The 21,473-nt window shown below is 62.4% G+C and carries 23 protein-coding genes; 12 read left to right on the forward strand and 11 right to left on the reverse strand.

Annotated elements, in window-relative coordinates; all coding sequences use genetic code 11:
• Positions 1–30 precede the first annotated feature (30 nt).
• The gene (locus tag ACYJ11_RS10615; RefSeq protein WP_004518753.1) at positions 31–990 is read right to left on the reverse strand and encodes a transcription initiation factor IIB; all 960 of its coding nucleotides are present in this window, start codon (positions 988–990) and stop codon (positions 31–33) included.
• Between the two features lie 264 nt (positions 991–1,254).
• Here ACYJ11_RS10615 and ACYJ11_RS10620 point away from each other — a divergent pair, with 264 nt between their 5' ends.
• Both ACYJ11_RS10620 and ACYJ11_RS10625 read left to right on the forward strand, forming a co-directional pair.
• Positions 1,255–1,779: a hypothetical protein gene (locus tag ACYJ11_RS10620; protein WP_170098274.1), complete on the forward strand. Its 525-nt coding sequence runs from the start codon at positions 1,255–1,257 to the stop codon at positions 1,777–1,779.
• Positions 1,776–2,501 carry an RNA methyltransferase gene (locus tag ACYJ11_RS10625; RefSeq protein WP_461647750.1) on the forward strand — a complete coding sequence of 242 codons (726 nt, stop codon included), beginning with the start codon at positions 1,776–1,778 and terminating at the stop codon, positions 2,499–2,501. Before ACYJ11_RS10620 ends, ACYJ11_RS10625 begins: the two co-directional genes overlap by 4 nt.
• 3 nt (positions 2,502–2,504) lie before the next feature.
• On the opposite strand, the gene ACYJ11_RS10630 is transcribed toward ACYJ11_RS10625, so the two are convergent.
• A complete protein-coding gene (locus tag ACYJ11_RS10630) occupies positions 2,505–4,979 on the reverse strand; it encodes a bacterio-opsin activator domain-containing protein (RefSeq protein ID WP_461647751.1) in 2,475 nt (824 codons plus the stop codon).
• Between the two features lie 299 nt (positions 4,980–5,278).
• Here ACYJ11_RS10630 and ACYJ11_RS10635 point away from each other — a divergent pair, with 299 nt between their 5' ends.
• Both ACYJ11_RS10635 and ACYJ11_RS10640 read left to right on the forward strand, forming a co-directional pair.
• Positions 5,279–5,767: an HTH domain-containing protein gene (locus ACYJ11_RS10635; protein WP_421641282.1), complete on the forward strand. Its 489-nt coding sequence runs from the start codon at positions 5,279–5,281 to the stop codon at positions 5,765–5,767.
• 52 nt (positions 5,768–5,819) lie between these two features.
• Complete coding sequence (locus ACYJ11_RS10640; protein ID WP_461647752.1) at positions 5,820–6,239, forward strand: DUF7344 domain-containing protein; 420 nt, start codon at positions 5,820–5,822, stop codon at positions 6,237–6,239.
• Here the strand turns inward: ACYJ11_RS10640 and gatE are convergent.
• Positions 6,236–8,107 (reverse strand): Glu-tRNA(Gln) amidotransferase subunit GatE, encoded by a 1,872-nt coding sequence (gene gatE / locus ACYJ11_RS10645; RefSeq protein ID WP_461647753.1) that lies wholly within the window; start codon positions 8,105–8,107, stop codon positions 6,236–6,238. The genes ACYJ11_RS10640 and gatE overlap by 4 nt on opposite strands.
• Positions 8,108–8,195: 88 nt before the next feature.
• Between gatE and ACYJ11_RS10650 the strand changes: the two genes are divergently transcribed.
• Complete coding sequence (locus tag ACYJ11_RS10650; RefSeq protein ID WP_461647754.1) at positions 8,196–8,990, forward strand: DUF7537 family lipoprotein; 795 nt, start codon at positions 8,196–8,198, stop codon at positions 8,988–8,990.
• Positions 8,991–9,023: 33 nt separating this feature from the next.
• Here ACYJ11_RS10650 and ACYJ11_RS10655 read toward each other — a convergent pair whose 3' ends face one another.
• The gene (locus tag ACYJ11_RS10655) at positions 9,024–9,320 is read right to left on the reverse strand and encodes a DUF5789 family protein (protein WP_049943979.1); all 297 of its coding nucleotides are present in this window, start codon (positions 9,318–9,320) and stop codon (positions 9,024–9,026) included.
• 159 nt (positions 9,321–9,479) lie between these two features.
• Here ACYJ11_RS10655 and ACYJ11_RS10660 point away from each other — a divergent pair, with 159 nt between their 5' ends.
• Complete coding sequence (locus tag ACYJ11_RS10660) at positions 9,480–9,983, forward strand: GNAT family N-acetyltransferase (protein ID WP_461647755.1); 504 nt, start codon at positions 9,480–9,482, stop codon at positions 9,981–9,983.
• A 328-nt stretch (positions 9,984–10,311) separates the two neighbouring features.
• Here ACYJ11_RS10660 and ACYJ11_RS10665 read toward each other — a convergent pair whose 3' ends face one another.
• A complete protein-coding gene (locus ACYJ11_RS10665) occupies positions 10,312–11,718 on the reverse strand; it encodes a class II fumarate hydratase (protein WP_188978190.1) in 1,407 nt (468 codons plus the stop codon).
• A gap of 566 nt (positions 11,719–12,284) precedes the next feature.
• Between ACYJ11_RS10665 and ACYJ11_RS10670 the strand changes: the two genes are divergently transcribed.
• The 3 genes from ACYJ11_RS10670 to ACYJ11_RS10680 are packed head-to-tail and all read left to right on the forward strand — an operon-like array spanning position 12,285 to position 15,432.
• Complete coding sequence (locus ACYJ11_RS10670; RefSeq protein ID WP_461647756.1) at positions 12,285–13,349, forward strand: carbohydrate ABC transporter permease; 1,065 nt, start codon at positions 12,285–12,287, stop codon at positions 13,347–13,349.
• Positions 13,346–14,275: a carbohydrate ABC transporter permease gene (locus tag ACYJ11_RS10675; RefSeq protein WP_461647757.1), complete on the forward strand. Its 930-nt coding sequence runs from the start codon at positions 13,346–13,348 to the stop codon at positions 14,273–14,275. The genes ACYJ11_RS10670 and ACYJ11_RS10675 overlap by 4 nt, the downstream gene beginning before the upstream one ends.
• Positions 14,276–14,292: 17 nt before the next feature.
• Positions 14,293–15,432, forward strand: coding sequence for an ABC transporter ATP-binding protein (locus tag ACYJ11_RS10680; protein ID WP_461647758.1), 1,140 nt, complete (start codon positions 14,293–14,295; stop codon positions 15,430–15,432).
• 57 nt (positions 15,433–15,489) lie between these two features.
• Here ACYJ11_RS10680 and fen read toward each other — a convergent pair whose 3' ends face one another.
• Together fen and ACYJ11_RS10690 are read right to left on the reverse strand one after the other, a co-directional pair.
• On the reverse strand, positions 15,490–16,470 hold the full coding sequence (fen, locus tag ACYJ11_RS10685; RefSeq protein WP_461647759.1) for a flap endonuclease-1: 981 nt from the start codon (positions 16,468–16,470) through the stop codon (positions 15,490–15,492).
• Positions 16,471–16,556: 86 nt separating this feature from the next.
• Positions 16,557–17,105, reverse strand: coding sequence for a GNAT family N-acetyltransferase (locus ACYJ11_RS10690; protein WP_461647760.1), 549 nt, complete (start codon positions 17,103–17,105; stop codon positions 16,557–16,559).
• Between the two features lie 113 nt (positions 17,106–17,218).
• On the opposite strand from ACYJ11_RS10690, the gene ACYJ11_RS10695 reads away from it, so the two are divergent.
• Positions 17,219–17,632 (forward strand): DUF3054 domain-containing protein, encoded by a 414-nt coding sequence (locus ACYJ11_RS10695; protein ID WP_461647761.1) that lies wholly within the window; start codon positions 17,219–17,221, stop codon positions 17,630–17,632.
• A 35-nt stretch (positions 17,633–17,667) separates the two neighbouring features.
• On the opposite strand, the gene ACYJ11_RS10700 is transcribed toward ACYJ11_RS10695, so the two are convergent.
• The gene (locus ACYJ11_RS10700; RefSeq protein ID WP_004518770.1) at positions 17,668–17,835 is read right to left on the reverse strand and encodes a DUF7331 family protein; all 168 of its coding nucleotides are present in this window, start codon (positions 17,833–17,835) and stop codon (positions 17,668–17,670) included.
• Positions 17,836–18,312: 477 nt separating this feature from the next.
• Here ACYJ11_RS10700 and ACYJ11_RS10705 point away from each other — a divergent pair, with 477 nt between their 5' ends.
• Positions 18,313–18,546: a hypothetical protein gene (locus ACYJ11_RS10705; protein ID WP_461647762.1), complete on the forward strand. Its 234-nt coding sequence runs from the start codon at positions 18,313–18,315 to the stop codon at positions 18,544–18,546.
• Between the two features lie 115 nt (positions 18,547–18,661).
• On the forward strand, positions 18,662–19,669 hold the full coding sequence (locus ACYJ11_RS10710; protein ID WP_461647763.1) for an ornithine cyclodeaminase family protein: 1,008 nt from the start codon (positions 18,662–18,664) through the stop codon (positions 19,667–19,669).
• Between the two features lie 18 nt (positions 19,670–19,687).
• On the opposite strand, the gene ACYJ11_RS10715 is transcribed toward ACYJ11_RS10710, so the two are convergent.
• From ACYJ11_RS10715 to srp19, 3 genes are all read right to left on the reverse strand, one after another.
• The gene (locus ACYJ11_RS10715; RefSeq protein ID WP_461647764.1) at positions 19,688–20,800 is read right to left on the reverse strand and encodes a presenilin family intramembrane aspartyl protease PSH; all 1,113 of its coding nucleotides are present in this window, start codon (positions 20,798–20,800) and stop codon (positions 19,688–19,690) included.
• A 75-nt stretch (positions 20,801–20,875) separates the two neighbouring features.
• Positions 20,876–21,103: an H/ACA ribonucleoprotein complex subunit GAR1 gene (locus ACYJ11_RS10720; protein ID WP_170098256.1), complete on the reverse strand. Its 228-nt coding sequence runs from the start codon at positions 21,101–21,103 to the stop codon at positions 20,876–20,878.
• Positions 21,100–21,378 carry a signal recognition particle subunit SRP19 gene (gene srp19, locus ACYJ11_RS10725; protein ID WP_170098255.1) on the reverse strand — a complete coding sequence of 93 codons (279 nt, stop codon included), beginning with the start codon at positions 21,376–21,378 and terminating at the stop codon, positions 21,100–21,102. The genes ACYJ11_RS10720 and srp19 overlap by 4 nt, the downstream gene beginning before the upstream one ends.
• Positions 21,379–21,473 lie beyond the last annotated feature (95 nt).

The following is a 21,473-nucleotide window of genomic DNA, read 5'->3' on the forward strand; positions in this document are numbered from 1 at the left end:
GAGGCTATCGAGTGAAAAGAAGCGCGCCGGTCAGTGAATGCCCATCGCTTCGATCTGCTCCTGATACCGGTTCCGGATGGTGACTTCCGTTACCTGCGCCACGTCGGCAACCTCGCGCTGGGTCTTCTTTTCGTTACACAGCAGCGAAGCGGCGTAGATGGCCGCGGCGGCGTAGCCGGTCGGTGATTTCCCTGAGAGCAGGCCTTGCTCGGCGGTGGTGTCGATGATTTCGTTGGCTTTGGACTGGACTTCTTCGGAGAGTTCCAGTTCCGAAGCGAACCGCGGGACGTACTGCTTGGGGTCGACCGGCTCCATCTTCAGTTCGAGTTCCTGAGCGACGTACCGATACGTCCGCCCGATCTCCTTCTGTTCGACCCGGGAAACGTCCGAAACCTCCTCCAGACTGCGTGGGATGCCTTCCTGTCGACAGGCCGCGTACAGGCAGGCTGTGGCGACGCCCTCGATGGAGCGACCGCGGATGAGGTCCTCGTTGAGCGCACGCCGGTAGATGACTGAGGCGACCTCCCGGACCGACCGGGGCACACCGAGCGCGCTGGCCATGCGGTCGATTTCTGAGAGCGCGAACTGCAGGTTCCGTTCGCCGGCGTCCTTGGTTCGGATGCGCTCCTGCCACTTCCGGAGGCGGTGCATCTGACTCCGCTTCTCCGAGGAGAGCGACCGACCGTAGGCGTCCTTGTCCTTCCAGTCGATCTGTGTGGTCAGCCCCTTGTCGTGCATCGTCTGGGTCGTGGGGGCTCCGACGCGTGACTTGGACTGGCGTTCGGAGTGATTGAACGCCCGCCACTCCGGCCCGCGGTCGATGTTCTCGTCCTCGATGACCAGACCACAGTCCTCGCAGACGAGTTCACCACCGCCGTCGCTAGATATGGACTCCGACTCACACTCGGGGCAGGTCTGCTGGCCCGTGCTCTCGGACTCCTCCTCGCGTTCCTCCTGTTCAGAATCCCGCTGGCGCGTCGGCCGTTCCATGTGTTCTTTTACGGAGAAAAGCCAATCACGTATAAATGTTTGGGAGAGACCGACAGTTTTGCCTGATTTGGACGCTGTCTGCGAATGCTAGATGGAAAAATCATGTTAAATTTAGCTAGAACTGTCTATCTTTCGAGCGACCGATGGGTGTAACCGGATGGCACACCTTATTCTCGCACCGCAATGATGGTGGAGCGCGGACAGCCAGCACTGTTCGCCCGGCACATCGCGCTCTTTTAGTCCGGGACTCTCCCATCGTGAGATATGAGCAAAGTCAATATTGGGCTTCGAGGCTGGCGTTTCGACGAGGACGTACTCGGGCCGGACGGGCGAGTCCGCCCGCTCAAGACGATGGAGCCGGAGACCCGACAGCGGTTGCTGGTGCTTGCAGAGCGAGTAGTCGACCCCTGTGACGCCTGCTGGCTGATCCACGGCGACGAGGACATCGAGCAGTGCAACGTCGCGGACGCTATTTACGGGGAGCCGATGGGCGAGGTTGTCGTCTGCTCGGCCCACGAGACGGACTTCATCTACTGGTTCCGCGAGGAAGGTGGCGAGGCCTACGCCGGTGATACTGACCTGGCCTCGGCCTTCCACGAGTGGTTCCTCGACGGGAACCGCGCCCCTGAGGGGTACGTGGGCCTCGAACACGTCGACGAGGACCCGACGGCGCTGCCGGAGGCCCCCGACAGGGACGAAGCGATCCCGGGGCTCGAAGAGGAGGTCGAGCAGATGGACGAGGAAGACCTCGACACGATCGATATGGATCTCAGCGATCTGGACGTATGATATCGGTCGCCGTCGTCGACGCGGAGACGCCGGGCAACGTCGGCACTATCGCCCGGTCGATGAAGAACTTCGGCCTGTCGGAACTGTTACTTGTCGATCCGCCGGAGCTGGATCCTGACGGCGAGGCATACGGCTTTGCCGGGCAGGCCCGCGACGACATCCTCCCGAACGCCCGGTCAGTGACGTTCGACGACATCGTCGAGAACTACCACACCGTCGCTTGCACAGCGACGACGAACGAGGACCCCGCCAACCACGTCCGGTATCCGGCGACGACGCCGGCCGACTTGGCCGACTCGCTCCGGGATGTCGAGGGTGATATCTGCGTCGTCTTCGGCCGCGAACGGGTCGGGCTCTCGAACGACGAACTCGCACGGTTGGATGTCATCTGCTCTATCCCGGCCAGCGCGTCGTATCCGGTGTTGAATCTTGGCCAGGCAGCTACCATCGTTCTCTACGAACTCCGCGAGCTAACTGTTGCCGAGACCCAGCACCCCGAGGAACTGCATACGCTCGCCGAGACGCCGGCCGTCGAAGGACTACACGAGGAGTTCGACCGGTTCCTCGGTGCTATCGGTCACCCCGAAGAAAAACAGCACAAGGCTCGACGGCTGTTCCGCCGGGTACTCGGCCGTGCGCAACCGACCGGCCGGGAGACGAAGACGCTTCGCGGGCTGTTCCGGCAGGCCCGACAGCGAATCGAGCGTGCCGAAGACGACTAGCGTTCAGTCGAGTTTCTCGGGGCCAGTTCCGGAGTCGAACAGCGCGCCGATGACGGCGTCGTGGGCCTTCCGCAATCGGTAGTGCAAGGTCGGCGCGGAGATGTCGAGTGTCTCAGCTAGTTCCTCCGCAGCGCTCCCCCGTGGCCAGTCGTAGTAGCCGCGTGCGTAGGCGGTCTTGAGCGCGGCGGCCTGTTTCGGTGTCAGCCGGTCGCGTATCCGTGTCCGAAAGTCAGTCACGGTCGAGACCGGCTGGTCGACGTACTGCTTGCTCCGTAGTTCTGTCCCGGGCGTCCCCTCCTGGATCGCCTCAACGACGGCGCGGACGTTGATATCCGGGGCCATCTCCGCTGTGAACCGCAGGTCGCCGTCCGCTGCGACGGCCCGCCGCACGGCCCCGCCGTAGTCGACGAGCGTGTCAAGCGGCGATGCGGATATCTCGTCGAGCGCGACTTCGAGCAGGGGCGCTCGGTTCTCCGCCGCCGTCTCGACAACAGCACAGGACTCGACCGATGGCGTTTCAGTGAGCGCCTGACACACCCGCTCAGTGTCTACGCCACTGACCCGAACGTAGTGGAGGCTGCTTCCGGAACTGGTCGGGACGCGCCGTTCGAGTGTGAACGAACAATCGAGCATTGCGGAGAGTCCGGCGAAGACGTCGTCGGAATCCGGCGTCAGGAACTCTAGCTTGACAGTCGTCGCCGCCTGTAGTGACTGCTGACTGTGGACGCGCTGGATAGAAAGCGCGATAAGTCGCCCCAGATCGGCCAGGATGTCCGATTCACGACAGCCAATCGTGGCCTCGGTCGATGCGTACACCATCAGTACGCCGTACGTGGTCCCGCCAGTTGCTAGAGGAACTGCCGCGACGGAGCTGTGGTCTGCGATCAGTGGGCGGTCTGTCCCGGTGTCCGACTGGGTCGACACGTCGGCGATGTTCTCGACGACCTGGACCTCGCCGGTGTCGATAGCGTCTATGGCGAGTCTGTGCTCGCCGGGCGAAATCTGCTCCGGCGTCGCCGTGTCAATCCCAGCAGCGGCACCCAGTGTTACCTGCGCGGCATTCCTACGGCTCCCGGCCCACACGGCCTGATACAGATCTGATTCAGTGAGGTGTGTACACACTGCCGATTCGATTTCCTCGCGGGTCTGTGTGTCCTGTAGCGCCTTCGCTATCTCCCGGCCCAGCACGTTGAGCCGCTGTGCCTGTCTGAGTTCGTCTCGCTGGCGTTCGAGTTCAGCCTGGCGGTCCTTGTGTGCAGTGATGTCTCGCGCGACGAAGATGACGGTATCGAGGTCGTACGCACGACTTTCCAGCGGTGCGACCCGCGCTTCGAACCACCGCGTGCCACCGGGAGCCTGCAGTTCGTACTCCACGGACTGGAACGACCCGGTCCGCAGGGCTTCACGGACGGTCGACAGTAGCGGATCAGCAGTGTTGCGGGGAAGAAACTCGTGCAGCGTCTGCCCGACAAGTGTGTCCGTATCGTCTACCTTCATCATCGTCTCGGGGTCGGTCAGACAGTCGAGAAACCGCCCTTCCGCGTCGATGATGAAACTGGGGTCCGGAAGGGCAGTGTTCAACGCATCACGCTGTTCCGTGTGGCGCTGTCGTTCGAGTTCATAGCCCGCCCAGTCGGAGAGCAACCGGACGAACGTCAGGTCCCACTGCGTGAACTCCGCTGTACGTGGCTCCAGTCCGTAGAAGCAGAGCGTTCCGTACACTGCCCCATCGACGACGACGGGCGCACCGATGTAGTTCGCAATGCCCCACTCAGGATCAGCGAGGTCTGGGGCATCCGCCTTGACGTCCTTGATCGCGAGCGGCTCGCGGTGTTCGACGACGTGCCTGCAGTTCGGGAGGTCATTGATGCTAGTCGTTCTGCCGGCTTCGAGGTCGGCAGCCGCCGGTGCAGTGACTGCCTCGAACACATACTCGTCGCCGTGGACTCGGGAGAACGTCCCAAACGGCGAGCCGAGTGTCTCACAGCCGAGCTCTAACAGCGCGTTGAGTTGTTCCGTGAACGTCCGGCTCGAATCGGTACAGATGCCGTAGGCCGCTTCGAGCACCCACTCCCGTTGCTTCCGGGCCGTGATATCGATGTGTGCGATGGACGCGAACGTCGACCCATCGATGGTGAACGGGGCAGCGTACAACCGGAACCACCGTTTCGACGATGGAGCGTGACACGGATATTCGAGTTCGAACGAGGATTGCTCGCCAGCGAGGACGGCCCTGAGCCCGTCGGCTGCTTGTTCCCCGGTCGTGTCGTCAGCCATGTCCGCAATGTCGAGATAGTTCACGCCGAGCGTATTCGGTGTCACCTCTGTGCCGTTTGCCCGGCCGAACTCACTCCATGTCTCGTTCGTCGAGAGAATCACCCCGGACGCATCTACGATCGCAAACATGAGGGGTAGTGTATCCATGGCTGGCCCGTACAGGGTTGGGACATCATGGCCATCCATGACACTTGGGACCATGCGACAAGTGTGGCGGCAAGCTACTTAACGCCCGGTGTCGAGTTAGAATAGTAATATTTGGTCGGGGAACACGTCTACGATGAATACTATGAAGAAACCGAACTCCAGAGCTGTATTCGGGCTGATCTGAACACAGGCTTGGTAAACCAACTACCAGGTGTCCACATACTAACCAATTGTCGATTGCCCCGGATATATCATCCATGAATCCGATTCACCCCGATTTATTCTAGGGACCTAGAGAGAGTGTTTAGGACAGTTACCGCTGTAGCGGGGCACAGGATACTCAACATCTCACTATGGATTCCACTGCCAATCCAGTTCGCGCCGAACTGTTCGTCCGGTCCCTCTGTCCGAAAGACGCAACGCAACAACAGCACTACGTGCTTGACCGGTTGCAGGCGCTTGAGGACGCAGGTCGTATCGAGGACCTGTCGATACTGATCTGGGGACGCCGGATCGAACCGCGACTCGCACAGCGGACTGCGGAGGGACGACACCTGCTGGAACGGCTTTCCATGTTCGAACAGTGGGAGCGCGACTCCGATGCCTCGCTTGACGCCTTCGACTGGGAGCACCCGCTGACGAACATGGTTTCTGACGACTCGGTCAGCGTCATCACGCTGCCGACGCTTGCCCTCGCTGAATACGTTGACGGTGACCTCCAGCACGTCGCCCCTTGTACGCGGGATGGAACGGTTCACCGCGTCGCCGACCGTGTCAACCGTCTTGCGGATACCGCAGACCTAGCCGATACGCTTGAACATGAGCATACCGTGGTACAATAGCGTTCGAACTGCTCCCACACCAGACACACTACTCGTCCCCCTCCCAACTAAAATGAATACGAAGCAAACCGAGATTCCGGACTCGCTTCCACTGGACGACCGACTGTCGCTCCTGTCGTCGCACTACCGGCGGTACCTCCTGTACGGGCTTTCACAGTACACGACACCGGTTTCACTGGCTGTGCTTACGGACACGGTGACCGAATTCGAACACGGGACACCGGCCGAACAGTACCGCGACGAGCGGCTCAAGATTTACACGTCCCTCTATCACAACCACCTTCCGCGGCTGGTCGATGCTGGTGTCGTCCAGTACAACCAGTCGGAAGATCTGGTCGATATCGGGCCGAACGCACCGGCCCTCGTCCCGCTGCTCGAATCGACAATCGACCATGACCTGTCGGCGAGCGGTAACGGCCTGACACCGAACACCGTCGATATTGACGCCTTACAGCCCGAGCAAAGCAATTAAGCGCGCTTCTGTATCTCCGAGCGCAGCACGTCGCTCACCGTATCGCCGTCAGCTTTGCCACGGAGTGCGCCCATGCACTCGCCCATTAGTGCCGAGAACGCCCCCATCCCTTCCTCGGCGACCTGCTCTTCGTGGCGCTCGACGACCTCGGCAACGGCGTCACGGACCTCTGACTCGTCGACACCGCCCAGTCCTTCCTGCTCGACAGCCGCCTCGGCCGTCAGCGAGGGGTTCTCGGCGAGTGCCGTCAGGAGGTCTTCTATCCCCTCACGGGGCACATCCCCGCCGTCGACCAGCAGGATAGCCCCTTTGAGGTGTTCGTCAGTGAGGTTTCCGACGGGCACGTCGTCACGGCGGAGTTCGGTCAGCGTCGACTCAAGCGTGCCCGCGGCCAGCGTCGGGTCGACGCCCTCGCCCGCCACCAGTGCCTCGAACAGCGGCCACCGCTGGCCGTAGGCGACCTGCTCGGCGAGGCCGGAGCCGAGGTCGAACTCGCGCTCGTACCGGTCGACTTTCTCGGTGAGCAGTTCCGGGGTCTCGACTTCGGTTACGTCGGGCTCCACCGGCGGCACGTCCGTCTCGGGGTACATCCGTGCCGCGCCGGGGAGCGGGCGGAGGTACCGCGACGTGGCGTCCTCGTTCGCGTCTCGCGTTTCTTCGGGGACACCTTCGAGTGCCGTCTCGGCCCGCTCGGCAACGGCGTCGATTGCCAACTCTGCGGTCTCCGGGTCGTCGGCGACGATGGCGACAGCGTCCTCGGGACCCGCACCGACGGCGTCCCGCAGCGCCTTGACTTCCGCCTCGGTGACGCCGTAGGCCGGGAGTTCGTCGGTGTGGAAGATGCCGCCCGCACCGTGGCGCTTGGCGTGGTCGGACAGTTCGGTTCCGAGCCGCCGGTCGGGCTGAATCTCGCGGCCGACGAGGCCGTCGAAGCCGGACAGCAGGAGGCCCTGTACTTCGCCGCCCGAAGAGAGCGCTCCCTCGATGACGCCCGAATCTGTGTCCTCGAACACCTCGGTCACGTCCTGTGGCTCGCCGATAGCGGCGTCGCGCTCGGCGAGTTCCTCGGCGATGTCCAGCAGTTCGACCTGCCGGCGGACCTCGTTGCGGACGAGGTCGTCGATGTCGTCGAGGCTCTGGACGCCCTTCAGTTCGATCCGTGCCCCCTCCTCGATGGAGACGTTCACGTCCTGTCGGATGGTCCCGAGACCGCGCTTGACTTTCCCAGTCGAACGCAGCAACATCCCGATCCGCTCGGCGGCCTCGCGGGCCTGCTCGGGCGACCTGATGTCGGGCTTCGTGCCGATTTCGACCAGGGGGATGCCGAGCCGGTCCAGCGAGAACCGGACGCCGTCGTCGGTTTCTTCGATGCGCTGGCAGGACTCCTCCTCCAGTAGCATATCCTCGATGCCGACCGGGCCAGCGCTCGTCTCGATGGCTCCGTCGTTGGCGACCATCATCGAGCGCTGGAACCCCGTGGTGTTCGACCCGTCGACGACGATCTTTCGCATAACGTTCACCTGATCGACGACAGACATATCGAGTAGCTGGGCGATTTCGAGCGTCGTCTCCATCGCCTCGCGGTCGACGCGGTGGGGTGGCTCGTCGTCCTCCTCGACGAGACAGGTCGTGTCGTAGGCCAGGTACTCGAACTCCCGGTCAACCATGCTCTCCTCCAGCGCCGCCTCGTCAATCTCCCCGAGTTCGCTCTTGGTCGGGTGCAGATAGCGGGTAAAGGAGCGCTCGCTCTCCTCGGGTTCGCGGATCGTCGTCGGACAGTCACAGAACAGTTTCGTCGCGGTATCGAGTTGCTGGTGGATCTCCAGACCGGCGACGAGCCCCAGCTCCTCGTAGTCGTACTCAGTCATTGTCGAGGTGTCCGGGACCGGGGGCCAAAAAACGCACCCTTCCCACGCTCGCCGCCGCCCTTTTGGCTGTCTCGCCCTCACCGTCTGTATGCGCTGGCTGTCGACAGCCGCGGTAGCCGTCCTTCTCCTGACAGCCGGCTGTAACGCCTTCGTCGGCGCTGACACCGCCGACCAAGGCACTGTCACGCCGGCCCCGGTTCCGACTGCAGCGGAGTCGGACACAGCGACGACGCTGGCCCCGCCGCCCGGCGTTACGACAGAGCGCCTCGAAAACGTCGCGCTCCTGTCGGCCGCCCACCGGCAGGCGCTCAACGGCACCACCTACACCCTGCACGAACGTTACAACGAGTTCACACTCAGGAACGACAGCAGTTCCGTCCGGCGCACCGAGACTGTTGCCGTCGAATCACCCACGCGGTATCGCGACGAGATGGTCAGAATGAGGACCGACGCGAACGGGACCATCGAGCGGTACGAACAGTCGACCTTCGCCGACGGCACCAACTGGTACGAGCGCCGTGACAACGGCACCGTCGAGCGCCAGCGCGGCGAGGTCCGGTTCAGCCGCGATAAGTACGCCTACCGGACGGCGTTCTACCTGAATCGCTACGCCGTGGTTAACCGGAGTGCTACGGCCGTTGTCACACGGGACGGCAGCCGAGCCTATCGGATTCGCGGTTCCGGTGGCGAGATTCCGACGACGGAACGGCTAGAGGAGTTCCGCATCGAACTAGTAGTCGAACCCGATGGCCTCGTGAGTCGATTTAGCGTCCGGTATCGTACAGCGGACCGCCTCGTCGAATACAGCTTCTGGTACGAGGATATCGGTGAGACGGCAGTGGAGCGGCCGGCGTGGCTCAACGAATCTACCCCGGCAGGCTGAATGGGGTCGGTACGCGACAGCGCACGCCAGTTGCTACAGGCGGTCCGTCTCGGTTCGAACTTCGTCGGCCCCGGACGTGCTCCCGGCCCGGTCGTCGTAGTACTTCCGACCGATGAAATCGTCGTCGAGGTTCCCGACGAGGGAGTTGTACAGCCCCTCTGAGGACTGATACGTGGCTTCGCTGGTCCGAGCCAACACCTCACTCATCTCTACGGAATCGCCGTTCTGGGCGACCAACTCGACATCGCCGAGCTGCTGGACGATAGTGGCGTGGTCCGCCGGGAACTCACAGGCCTGGTCAAACAACTGCAACGTTTCGGAGTAACGCATCTGTGTGATATACAGAGCATCCATAATTAAAAAAGATTAGGGATTATGAATGTCCAGTCGCTGCTTTTGCCGGCCAAACGCGGTTTACGGAATGAGACATGACGTTTCAACCCACCTGAGCGGGGAAAGCATATCCGAATCTATGACATATGTTTTTACATGTCAGTCAGGACGGCAACGCCGAACGACGTGACGGCCATCAGTCGGATCGCCACGGCGGCATGGGAGACCGATTACCCGGACATCCTTTCGCGCGAGACGGCCGAAGACGGCGTTCGTGACTGGTACGGCCCCGAACAGCTCGAATCGGAACTGGTCGAATCGCAAACCATCCTGCTCGTCGCCGAACGCGACGGGAGCGTCGTCGGATTCGCGCACGCGACGTGGCACGAGACCGACCGTGAAGGGTACATCCTCCGGCTGTACGTCCATCCCGACCACCGTCGGAAGGGTATCGGCCAGACCCTCTTGGAGCGGACCTGCGACGAACTGTTCGAGCACGACATCGACCGGATCAACGCGATGGTCCTCTCCGCGAACGAGCCGGGAGCCGAGTTCTACGAGGGGTTCGGGTTCGAGTTCGCCGACGAGAGCGAAACCGAGATCGGCGGCAATCGCTACCCCGAAAGCCGCTACGTCCTCGACAACGAGTCGCGGGTCTAGACGTATCGGTCGCGGTGGCCCGGTGCTGTGTTCCTGTAGTGATGGCTGACCGTCGGCACAGAACCGACCAGAAAACAGATCCACAGCGGGGCACGCTGTTGTTTGCTGCTCACTCGGTGCTCGCGTTACCGAGGGTCGCGCCCTTCACTACCCCTTCATAGCGTCGTTCAGGTACGAGACCCCGCACTCTGTTCGGCCTCTCGCTGCTCACGGGTCACTCTGTTCCCCGCTCCACTAACGAGGGCGCGCTTCGCGCGCCTCACTACTCCTCCACGGCACCTCACGGTGCCGTTCCAGTACGAGAGCCCTCACTCTGTTCGGCCTCTCGCTACTCGTCGCCCAAGATTCCACGCTTCGTCATCTTCTCGGGGTCGAGCACGTCGTCGACCTCGTCCTCGTCGAGATACCCCTCTTCGAGAACGACCTCTCGGATGGTCTTTTCCTCGGCGAGGGCTTTTTTCGCCACCTTGCTCGCCTTGTCGTAGCCGATGGCGGGGTTGAGCGCCGTCGCCAGCGCCATGCTCTGTTCGACGCGCTCTGCGCAGTGCTCGGCGTCGGCTTCGAGCTTAGCGACGAACTTCTCGCCGAACACCGCGCTGCTGTTGGCGATGAGCTTGGCCGACTGCAGGAAGTTCGAGGCCAGCACGGGCTTGTAAAGGTTCAGGTCGATCTGTCCTTCTGCGGCACCAGCCGATATGGCGGCGTCGTTACCGACGACCTGCTTGTGGACCTGATTGACTGCTTCGGCGACGACAGGGTTGATCTTTCCGGGCATGATCGAGGAGCCGGGCTGGTTCTCCGGCTGGTCGATCTCGCCGAGGCCGTTGCGAGGCCCGGACGCGAGCAAGCGGAGGTCGTTTGCGATCTTGTTCAGTGAGCCAGCGACTGTCCGGAGCGCGCCGTGGGCTTCCGACATCGCGTCGTGGGCGGCCTGCGCCTCGAAGTGGTTGTCCGCTTCGCGGAAATTGAGGTCGGTCTCCTCGCTGATGTACTCTGCCGCTTTCGCCGGGAACTCGGGATGGGTGTTCAGGCCAGTCCCGACCGCAGTTCCGCCAAGTGCGAGTTCGGCGAGGCGACCGTGAACGTCTTGGACGCGGGAGATGCCCTTCTCGACCTGCGTTCGGTAGCCGGAGAACTCCTGGCCCAGCGTCACTGGCGTCGCGTCCTGCAGGTGGGTTCGTCCGGTCTTGACGACGTTGTCGAATTCGTCTTCTTTGGCTTCGAGTTCGTCACGCAGCGTCTTCAGCCCGGGAATCACGTCTTTCTCGACCGCTTCGAGAGAGGCGACGTGCATCGCCGTCGGAATCACGTCGTTGCTGGACTGGCCGAAGTTGACGTGGTCGTTCGGGTGGATCTCGCGGGTCCCGATTTCCCCGCCGTACAGCTCCGTGGCGCGGTTAGAGATGACCTCATTGGCGTTCATGTTCGACGACGTGCCCGACCCGGTCTGGAACACGTCGACGGGGAACTGGTCGTCGTGTTCGCCGGCGATGACCTCGTCGGCGGCCTCAACGATACAGTCCGCCTTGTCCGCCGGGATCGTTCCGAGGTCGCGGTTCGCCTGCGCGGCCGCTTTCTTGACGACGCCGAGCGCTCGGACGAACCGTCGCCCGAAGGTCACGTCGCTGATCGGGAAGTTCTCGACGGCGCGCTGTGTCTGTGCGCCCCAGTACGCGTCGGCTGGCACCTGCATCTCACCGAGGCTGTCCTGCTCTGTCCGGTACTCGTCGGTCATACGTCCGGGGGGTGGACCGCCCGGTCGTAAAACCCACCGGTACGAGTCGGGACACCACTCGGCACAGCCCTGTAACCGCCGGGACAGTCACTCACGGGGCGCCACGAGTCCTCAATCGGATGGCGGAGACCGTGGGGCTCAGAACTCAGGACTTGGATAAACGTGTATTATCATTCGGAAATATTAAGTAGAATCTCTCTCCACTTACCATGAGTTCGACGCCACAGCGACGTTCATGACCGATGCCCCCACAATACCCGGTGACGGTGGTGTGTTGCTGCCGTCGTCGGCTGTCGGGGCCCGATGGGACACCGACGGACGTGACACCTCGCAATCGATCGCAGCCGGTGTACCCGCCGCGTTGCAACCGCTCGCCCGCTCAGCATGACGACGGGATGGCACACCCGTCACCTGGCGTTCCCACGCCGTCTGCCAGCCTGTGTTGGTGCGACAGGCTGGAGAAGTCGCGTGGTCTCCACGCGTGCTGGCTGGCGAGTCTATGTGACTGACGACACATCCGTCGGGACGATGGACGGCGAACTCACGTCGGCGAACACTGACCAACCATGCGCGAGATACTCAGTAGACTCCTCGCCACCGGGGGTAGGCTCCGGTCGGCGGTATCGAGAGACGAATCGGACGGCGACCAACTGGCAACAGACGGCGGGGCGACGGTGAAGACGACCCGGCGGGACTCGCTCCGGAACTCACTGCCGGTCGAGTGGGAACTCATCGAATCCGCCCCGTTCTGGCTGCCGCCAGTCCTGTTTGCGGGCTTTTTCGTCTACGGCGCTATCGCCTGGAACTTCCTCTTGTCGCTGACCGACTACAGCGGCCTGGGCGGTGCGCAGTACGAGAACCTCGATTTCAGCATGTACACTCGCATGCTGAACGATGGGGCGTTCTGGCAGGCGGCACAGAACACGGTGGTGTTACTCGTCGTGTTCACCGTTCTCTGCCTGGCGCTTGGCCTGTTCGTGGCCATCCTCATCGATCAGCAGATACGCTTCGAGAACACGTTCCGGACCATCTACCTGCTCCCGATGAGCCTCTCGTTCGTCGTCACGGCGACGATGTGGGCGTGGGTGTACAACGCCCGCAACGGCGTGCTCAATCAGTTCTTCCGACTGTTCAACCTCGAAGGGGCCATCGTGGCACTGCTCCGCCCGGCCGGGGTCAACGCCGAGGTCATTCAGTGGCTCTCCTGGAACACGACCGCACTGGCAGCGGTCATTTTCGCACTCATCTGGCAGTTCAGCGGCTACGCGATGGTGGTCTTCCTCGCCGGCCTCCGAGCGATTCCAACCGAACACTACGAGGCCGCGCGGGTCGACGGCGCGTCGACGGTTCGCATGTACGCGCGGGTCATCATCCCACAGCTCCGCGCCTCTGCGGTGTCCGCGTCGGTGGTGCTGATGGTGTTCGCGCTGAAGGCGTTCGACTTCATCTACGCGCTCCGTGGCTCACAGCCGGGGTCGAACATGGACATCTTGGCGACGATGATGTATCGGGTCGCGTTCGACAGCACTCAGTGGGCGTACGGATCAGCCGTCGCTATCGTACTGTTTGCCCTCGCACTGCTGGTCATCGGGCCGTACCTTTACAGCGAATACCGACGGGGTGAACTATGAGCATCAGAGACGGGAACTTCATCGACAAACTCCGCAGTACAGAGAACAGCCGTATCGGCCTGTATGCCCTCCTGCTGGCGGGCATCGTGTTCTATCTCTTCCCGGTGGAGACCGCCGTGATGACGATGTTCAAGACCGAGAGCGCGTTCGCCAGGACGCTCCCGTTCGCGCCGCCGGGCGCTGACGGCTTCACGCTCGACGCACTTGCCACCGCCTGGAACACACTCCGACCGGGACTGGTGAACTCGCTACTGATGGCGATTCCGGCGACGATCATGTCGGCGCTGCTCGGGAGCCTGACCGCGTACGGACTGACGACGATTAGCTGGCGCGGCCAGGTCGGCGTGGTCGTCCTCATTATCGCGGGCATCTTCATCCCCTATCAGGCCGTGCTGGTCCCGCTGTCACAGTTCTGGTTCCGGGTGCTTCCGGGGCTGCTTGAAGGGTTCATCAACACTGTCTTCGGTCTCATCACGGGCGGCAACTGGCAGTATCCGAGCCGTAACGGGTACGTACAGTTGCTGCAGCTATCGGTCACCCACGCCGCGTACGGGATTCCGATCTGTACGCTGTTGTTCCGGTCGTATTACCAGAGCATCTCCGACGAGATGATCGAGGCTGCTCGCCTCGACGGCGCGAGCGCGTTCAGCATCTACCGCAACATCATCCTTCCGCTGTCGCTGCCGATGTTCGCGGTGACGCTCATCTACCAGTTCACGCAGGTGTACAACGACCTGCTGTTCGCGCTCGTGCTCGTCAACGAACCGGGTTCGCAGGTGGCGACCCAGCGCCTCGCGGCGCTCACTGGTGGGGTCGTCCAGTCGTTTAACACCACGATGGCAGGGGCCATCGTCGCAGCACTTCCGACGCTGCTCGTCTACATCGTGTTCGGCGAACAGTTCGCGAAAGGCGTCGCTGGAGAGTAATCACGGAGGTATTCACAATGGCACAACTCACACTGGACGAGGTAACGAAGACGTTCCAAGACGACGACGGCGAAATCATCGCGGTCGACGAGGTATCGGTCGACATTGAGGACGGCGAGTTCCTCTGTGTCGTCGGCCCATCGGGCTGTGGGAAATCGACGACGCTGCGGATGATTGCCGGGCTCGAAGACATCACGCGCGGGGAAATCAGATTGGACGGCCAGATCATCAACGACCAGCCGCCGGCCCGCCGAAACGTGGCCATGGTGTTCCAGTCCTACGCCCTGTATCCACACATGACCGTTCGGGAGAACATGGCGTTCGGGCTGGAGGAGTCGACGGACATGCCCGACGACGAGATCAACGAGCGTGTCGAGCAGGCCTGCAAGGACATGGGTATCTTCGAGCTCATCGACCGCAAGCCCGGCGAACTCTCCGGCGGCCAGCAACAGCGCGTGGCGCTTGGTCGTGCTATCGTTCGGGACCCCGAAGTGTTCCTGATGGACGAGCCGCTGGCGAACCTGGACGCGAAGCTCAAAGCCGAGATGCGGACCGAACTCCAGGAGCTCCAGCAGGATCTCGATGTGACGACGGTGTACGTCACCCACGACCAGACGGAGGCGATGACGATGTCCGACCGCATCGCCATCCTCAACGACGGCGTCCTCCAGCAATGTGCGACGCCGCTTGAGTGTTACCACGAGCCGAACAACCTCTTCGTCGCCGGCTTCATCGGCGAGCCGTCGATGAACTTCTTCCCGACGACGCTGGAGGGGTCGACGCTCAAGGGCGAGTGGTTCGAGTACGAACTCAGCGACGAGACGGTCGCCGCAGTCGAGGGGACGACCGACATTACCCTCGGCATCAGACCCGAAGACATCGAGTTCGTCCAGAGCGACACCCGTTCGAACGTGTTCGACTCGACTGTCCACGTCGTCGAACCACGCGGGAACGAGAACACGGCCCACCTGCAGTTCGACGAGTCGATGGATGATCAGTTCATCGCGACGGTCGGCGGGATGAAACAGCTTAAATCCGGCCAGCGCGTCAAGGTTCGATTCCCCGAAAACGCCATCCACCTCTTCGATACGGCCAGCGGAGAGGCCATCCGGAACCGCACGCTCGACGAGATCGAAACGGTCGAATCAGTCGTCTGAACTGAAACCGTCGTGGCCGTCCTTATTCTGCTGTTGGTCGCTCGTGAGCGTCTGCTGTCACGCCCAACGGTCGAGTCCGGTCTGGACGACCGAGTCGTCAATACGTTCGAACCCGCGGGCGACCTCGTCGGCGTCGACCTCCCACTGCTCGGTGACGAACGCACGGGCGGCATCGATGTCCGGCTCGATGCTGTCCGGAATCTCGTAGTCGTCGGTCACTGCGGGGTCGAGAAACAGGTTCCGGATGCGGTCGGCGTGGTCGATGTGCTCCCCACGGGCCTCAAGCACCGCGTAGAGGTCGCCATGCTCGTGGAGGTCTTTGACGGCTGTTTTGGGGCCGATACCGGAGATTCCCTCGTTGAAGTCCGTCCCCATCAGAATCGCCGCGTCGACCAGTTGCTCCCAGGAGAGATCGTGTCGTTCAAGCGTGGCCGCAAAGTCCATCAGCTCGGGGTCGCCCTTCGACGTGATCTGCCGGAGCGTCATCGGCGCACCGAACAGGAGCGCGTCGTAGTCTTCAGTTCCGACGTAGTCTACGTCGCCACGACGAGCCATCACCGACGCCTGCCCCTCGCCTTCTGCCGGGGCGTCGACGATAGGGACGTCGAGCAGTTCCAGCAGGTCCCGCGTCGTGTCGACGATAGTGTCGGTCAGTCGCTGGGTCCGGGAATCGAGCTTGGCGACACGGGTGCTGTCACCCGCTTCGCGGGCCTCCTCCAGTTCGGACTCGTACTTCTCGCGCTGTTCGCGGCGCTTCTCCACCTCGTCGTCTTTGAGGTCGGTGACTGCGCCGTCGAAGACGAACACCGGCGTCATGTCGTGTTCGAAGAACTTCGGCAGGCCCTGCACGACCCCGATGAGGTTCGCCACTTCCTCGCCGTTGCTGGTGGTGTATTTCGGCTCACTGGTGAACTTCACCGTCGTCGTCAGATAGCGATAGAGCCAGTTGTGGGCGTCCACGGCGACGACGCTCCCACCGAGCTCGTCGAATGACACGTCCGACAGGGCCGCGAGCGACCGCAAATCAGCGTTTCCCATTGGCAGGCTTTTGGCCGACAGCGGTTTGAATCTCTCGGAGACGACGTGTTACTCCGTGATGGCGCAGTCGGTGCCGGTCGGGCGACTCAATCGGTCCGTGCGGACGGCTGTTCGGCCCAGTCGTCGAGGACCGACGGCGGGTCGGCGTCGGCCTTCGCCGCGAGAAACGACTCCTCTTCCGGCGAGAGGTCGCGCTCTCGAAACAGGTCAAGCCCGTCCTGATACCGCTCGGTGCTACGGTCGCCCGGCCAGACGAGATCGAGTTCGGCCATCCCCGACTCCGCGCCGCTGAAACAGAACCCGGCCCGATAGGCGGCCTGATACGAAAACGGATTGTTGACGCCGATGGACACGCGCTCGAAGCCCCGATCCGTGGCCCGTTCCCGGACGAACCGGAGGAGACGGGCACCGAGCCGGTCGCCCTGCCGGTCCTGCCGAACGGTGATGTACCGGATACAGAGGGTATCTGCGTCTGTCCGGTCAGCATCGAACGCAGCCGCGGCCACGACCCCATCGTCCCCGACGACGGCCTTTCCGGTCGAGGTCATCACGAACTTGCCCGCGTACGCGAACTGCTCGTGGTCCAGCCGGAGCCGGTGGCCGTCCTCGGGCCAGCCGAGCAGCGTGAACTCCATAGTCCAACTGGCGGGCCGCCCACTGTAATCAGTACTGATCCCCGTTCCAGAGCACCAGCCGCCGTCGTCGTTGAATCCGGGAGAGCGAAGTGTCCGGAGCCGAAACTGCCTGTATGAGCGTCTCGACGGTGGGGAACGGTCGTATCGAACTGTCCACTCGGACGGCACTGCTCGCTGTCGGCGACCTGCTGGCGATTGCCGTGTTCGTTGGCGTCGGCGAGGTGACCCACGGTATCAATCCGATACTCAATCCAGGTCGGTTCGCCGGGACGCTGACGCCCTTTTATGTCGGCTGGCTCCTCGTCGCGGGACTTGGAGGACTGTACACCGCTGGCGCGACCGCGACGATTCGGGCGGCTCTCGGCCGCACTATCGTGGGATGGGTACTAGCGGTCGGGATCGCGCAGGGGCTCCGATCGACGGCGGTGTTCCCCGGTAGTGCGGCGCTGACGTTCGCACTCGTCTCGGTGTTCGTTGGTGGGACGCTGCTGTTGCTCTGGCGCAGTGCAGTTGCAATCGTAAAATAGGCGGCCCGTAGTAGAACTGGGGTGTCGATGACGGACTATCGCAGGTCGGCGACTTCGAGCGACTCTGTCGACTGAATCCATGCCTGATGGTTCTCCCGGTCGTAAATTACGAACTCCTCATCCCCGATGTTCAGCTCGGCGTATCGTCGTTCTTGATCGTCGGTCGCGGCGTCCGTCGTGTTGTCCGTTGCGTTCGTGCTCATTGTCTCGTTTGGAATCGATGTTCCGTTTTTCTCCGGTTCAATGTATTCTGGCGTACGTAATAAGCACATGGACCCAGTTATCATCGGAGAAAATAGCCTCGCTTACGACACCACGTATCCTCTAATCTAGTTCTCAAATTCTGAAAACGACTGTTTTGGTGGGTCCTATCCCGAGAAACGGAGAGTGGTTGCAGTGGTTCCGATATACCGGTTTGTAGCCACTTGATTTCATCTTTGTGGGAAGATAGCACAGTCTGCCTGTGATCGCGGGCCAGCGATAACAGGCCGTCCCCGTCCTTATATTGTGAACAAGTCTCAAGACTCACCATATATAGACTTTTTGCCTCTATCCAACCTATAACTTATGAAAATGTTACTTAACGGCTACTGAGTAAATTTGCAGTGGCCATTGCGTGTATTATGCCGTATTTTAGGGAAACATTCATATATCCCTCCACCGTAGAATAATTCATAATTATGACGGGTTATTACGACATCATTCTCGGACTCATTCCGCTCGCCATGGCCGGCATCACCGCAACTCTGTTCCTTGCCGGCTTCGAACTGACGACGGCGATTCCGATGGCTTCTGTCGTAACAGTCGGTCTCATCGGCCATGCGATGTTCGTCCGTGCCCCCGTCGACCCGGTTCCGAACGACGCGTCGACTCAGCAGGGCGCGCAGTCGGACCCGCTACAGACTGCGGACTGAGTGCTGTCCCACCCGTCTACTTTCCTGTTTTCGATAGATATCCAGTGACCGGTCCCGGGTCGAACAGATTGGCACTGCCGGGCAGTATAAGAGTCGCTCGCCCAAACGACGGAGTATGACGACAGATGCGACAGCGCTGTTCTTGCAGAGTGACGAGGTCGCCGACCTCGCTGAACCCACCGAGTACGTCGACGCCGTCAGAGAGGGGTATCGCCAGCGTGGCGAGGGTGCCCCGGCGACGCCCAGAACAACGCTGTTCTCGGACGAGCCCGCCGGCATGTTGACGGGCTATCTCGCGATTCTTCCCGACACCGGTGCGATGGGCGGGTACACCTACGCGGCCGGTTTCAGCGGACGGGACGCACACTTCACGCTCCCGATATTCGACGCCGACAGCGGCGACCCGCTCGCTGTCCTCGACGGTGCGAGCATGAACCCGCACAAGACCGGCGCGGCGGGGGCGGTCGGTGTCGACGCACTGGCCCGCCGTGACGCCAGCGACCTCGCAGTGATCGGCAGCGGCGCACAGGCTCGCGGTCAGGTCCGTGCGACGGCGACAGTCCGTGATTTCGATCGCATCGAAGTGTACTCCCCGACGGCCAGTAGCCGGGAGTCCTTCGCCGCGGAGATGAACGATGCACTGGACCCGACAGTGGCTGCCGTCGCGTCCCCGTCCGCAGCAATCGAGGGTTCCGATGTCGTTATCACGGCGACCAGTGCGAGCGAACCGGTGTTCGACGGCGACCTGCTCGAACCGGGAACTCACGTGACTGCGATGGGCCAGTACCACCCCGAAAAGAACGAACTGGACGCAACGACAATCGAACGCGCAACGTATGTTCCGGATCTGCGCGAGCGGGTGACACAGGACGCTGGGTCGTTCATCAACGCCCTCGATGCGGGCGTCATCGACGAGGACCACGTCCACGCCGAGCTAGGTGATATTGTCGCCGGCAACGCACCCGGGCGGCAGTCTCCCGAGGAGATCACCGTGTTTGATTCGGGCGGTACAGCCATCGAAACCGTCGCTGTGGGCCATATGCTGTACGAGCGGGCGAAGGCCGAGGGCCGCGGTGAGGAGATCGATTTCGCGCCCGCGAGCAAAGCCCTGACTGGGCGGTAACGGTCGCTGGAACGCCGATCAGAGGTACGGTCCGAGACCGAGGGCGTCGACCAGACTAATACCGGCGGCGAGCGCGCCGACGATGTAGCCGGCGATAGTTCCACCGTTCAACAGCGGGAGCCCCGCGTGTGCGCGCCCTTTCAGCACCATCCACAGCAGTACTGTCAGGCCGACGTAGGACCCGATCATCGCGGTCAGCGCCGGCAACGGGACGCCGAATACCGACAGTACGTCCGACGAGGCGAAGAACGCGGCACTGGCGACGAGTATCGACGGGATGATGGCGTCACCGAGACCGATAAACAGCGCATCGCGCTCTAGCGGGTCGGCGTGAACGTCAGCACCTTCGTCTGCTTTGCCAGTCTTTGTCGCTTCGTCGGGACGTTCCGCCGGCTGGCTCCCATCCGCAACTGCCGGACCGTCCGCGTCGGCTCCGGATTCTGTGGTCGCCGGCTCCTTGGTCGCGTCGTTCGCCGCCGTCGATTCGTCGCTTTCCCCGGACTCCGCCGTCGGGTCCGGCGCCGTTGCGTCGAGATACGAGTACGACAGCGTCATCGGGATCACGAGGACGACGGGGACCTTGAGGTCCATGACGCCCGAGGCCAGCGTGAGCATGTGCTCAGTCCCGTAGACGCTGATCGCATCGTACACGGCGAGGACTGTCAACAGGACGAGCGCCGGCAACACCCCGAAACTGATACCGAACAGGCCGGCGGCGGCAGCCCCCATCACGGCACCGGCGCTGTCGATGACGTACCACTCGGGATAGATCAGCAGCGCCGTCCCCAGACCCAGTGCTAACAGGACGGCGACGACGTTGAGGCCGGCGAACGTGAACACCGGCGGCACCACCACCTGAAACACGTACAGAGAGAGCCAGGCCGCTGAGAAGACGATGAGCCCGCGAATGAGCTGATCCACGTCGTAGCGGAAGGCAAGCAACATAACCACCGTCGCGACCAGAATCGCCCCGATGTACATGAGGCTGTTCGTGGGGTCAGACGGGTCCTCGACGGCCTGGTAGCCAGCCGATTCGAAGGGCTGGACTAGCGCCAGCGCGCCGAGCTGGACGAACAGGAAGATACCAGCGATGAGGCCACACCCGCCGAGGATTCGCCACCGTCGCTCCATGCACACACGTCCTGCAGGAACCGGTTTGAGCGTTACGAAGCAGAGGTGGACAGGCGTCAGCTGTTCGGAGGACTGTTACCGCGCGTACAGGACCGTGCCGACCAGCGCCGGGAGATGCACGCTGTCGTTCGGCGAGACTGCGAGGTACGGGCGCTCGACCGGACCGAACACGTCGACGACGGAGCCAACCGTCTGGAGTTCCTCGTCGACCACGTCGGTCCCCACAGCCGCGTACTCGTCGTCGGGCGCCCGGACGACGGCCAGTCCCTGTGCGACCCGCGAGACAGTGCCGATGCGTTTCATTCACGGAGCGCCTGCATATAGGCCGCCACGGCCCCGAGCAGGTCGCTTTTCGTCGCATCGTCCGCGTCCTTGACGACGACTCGCCCGCGGGCCTCGTACTCGCGTGGATACGTCTTGTCCCGTTCGATGACTGCGTCGTAGCCGACCTGCTGGACGGCCTTGGCGATCTCGTCGACAGTCGGCTCTTCGACGGCCAGATCAAGTGACACGCGACGCCCGTCGCTGCGCGAGTGGTTGGCGTCGAGTGCCACCGGCCAGATAACGTTCTCGACCATACCGGGAGTGGCCGCCCGTGGCATATATGGGTTATCGTCACCGTCGATAGGAGATGAAATGATAATTAGATTAAATATATGAAGAATCAAGCTTA

The sequence above is a fragment of the Haloarcula sp. H-GB5 genome (assembly GCF_054850705.1).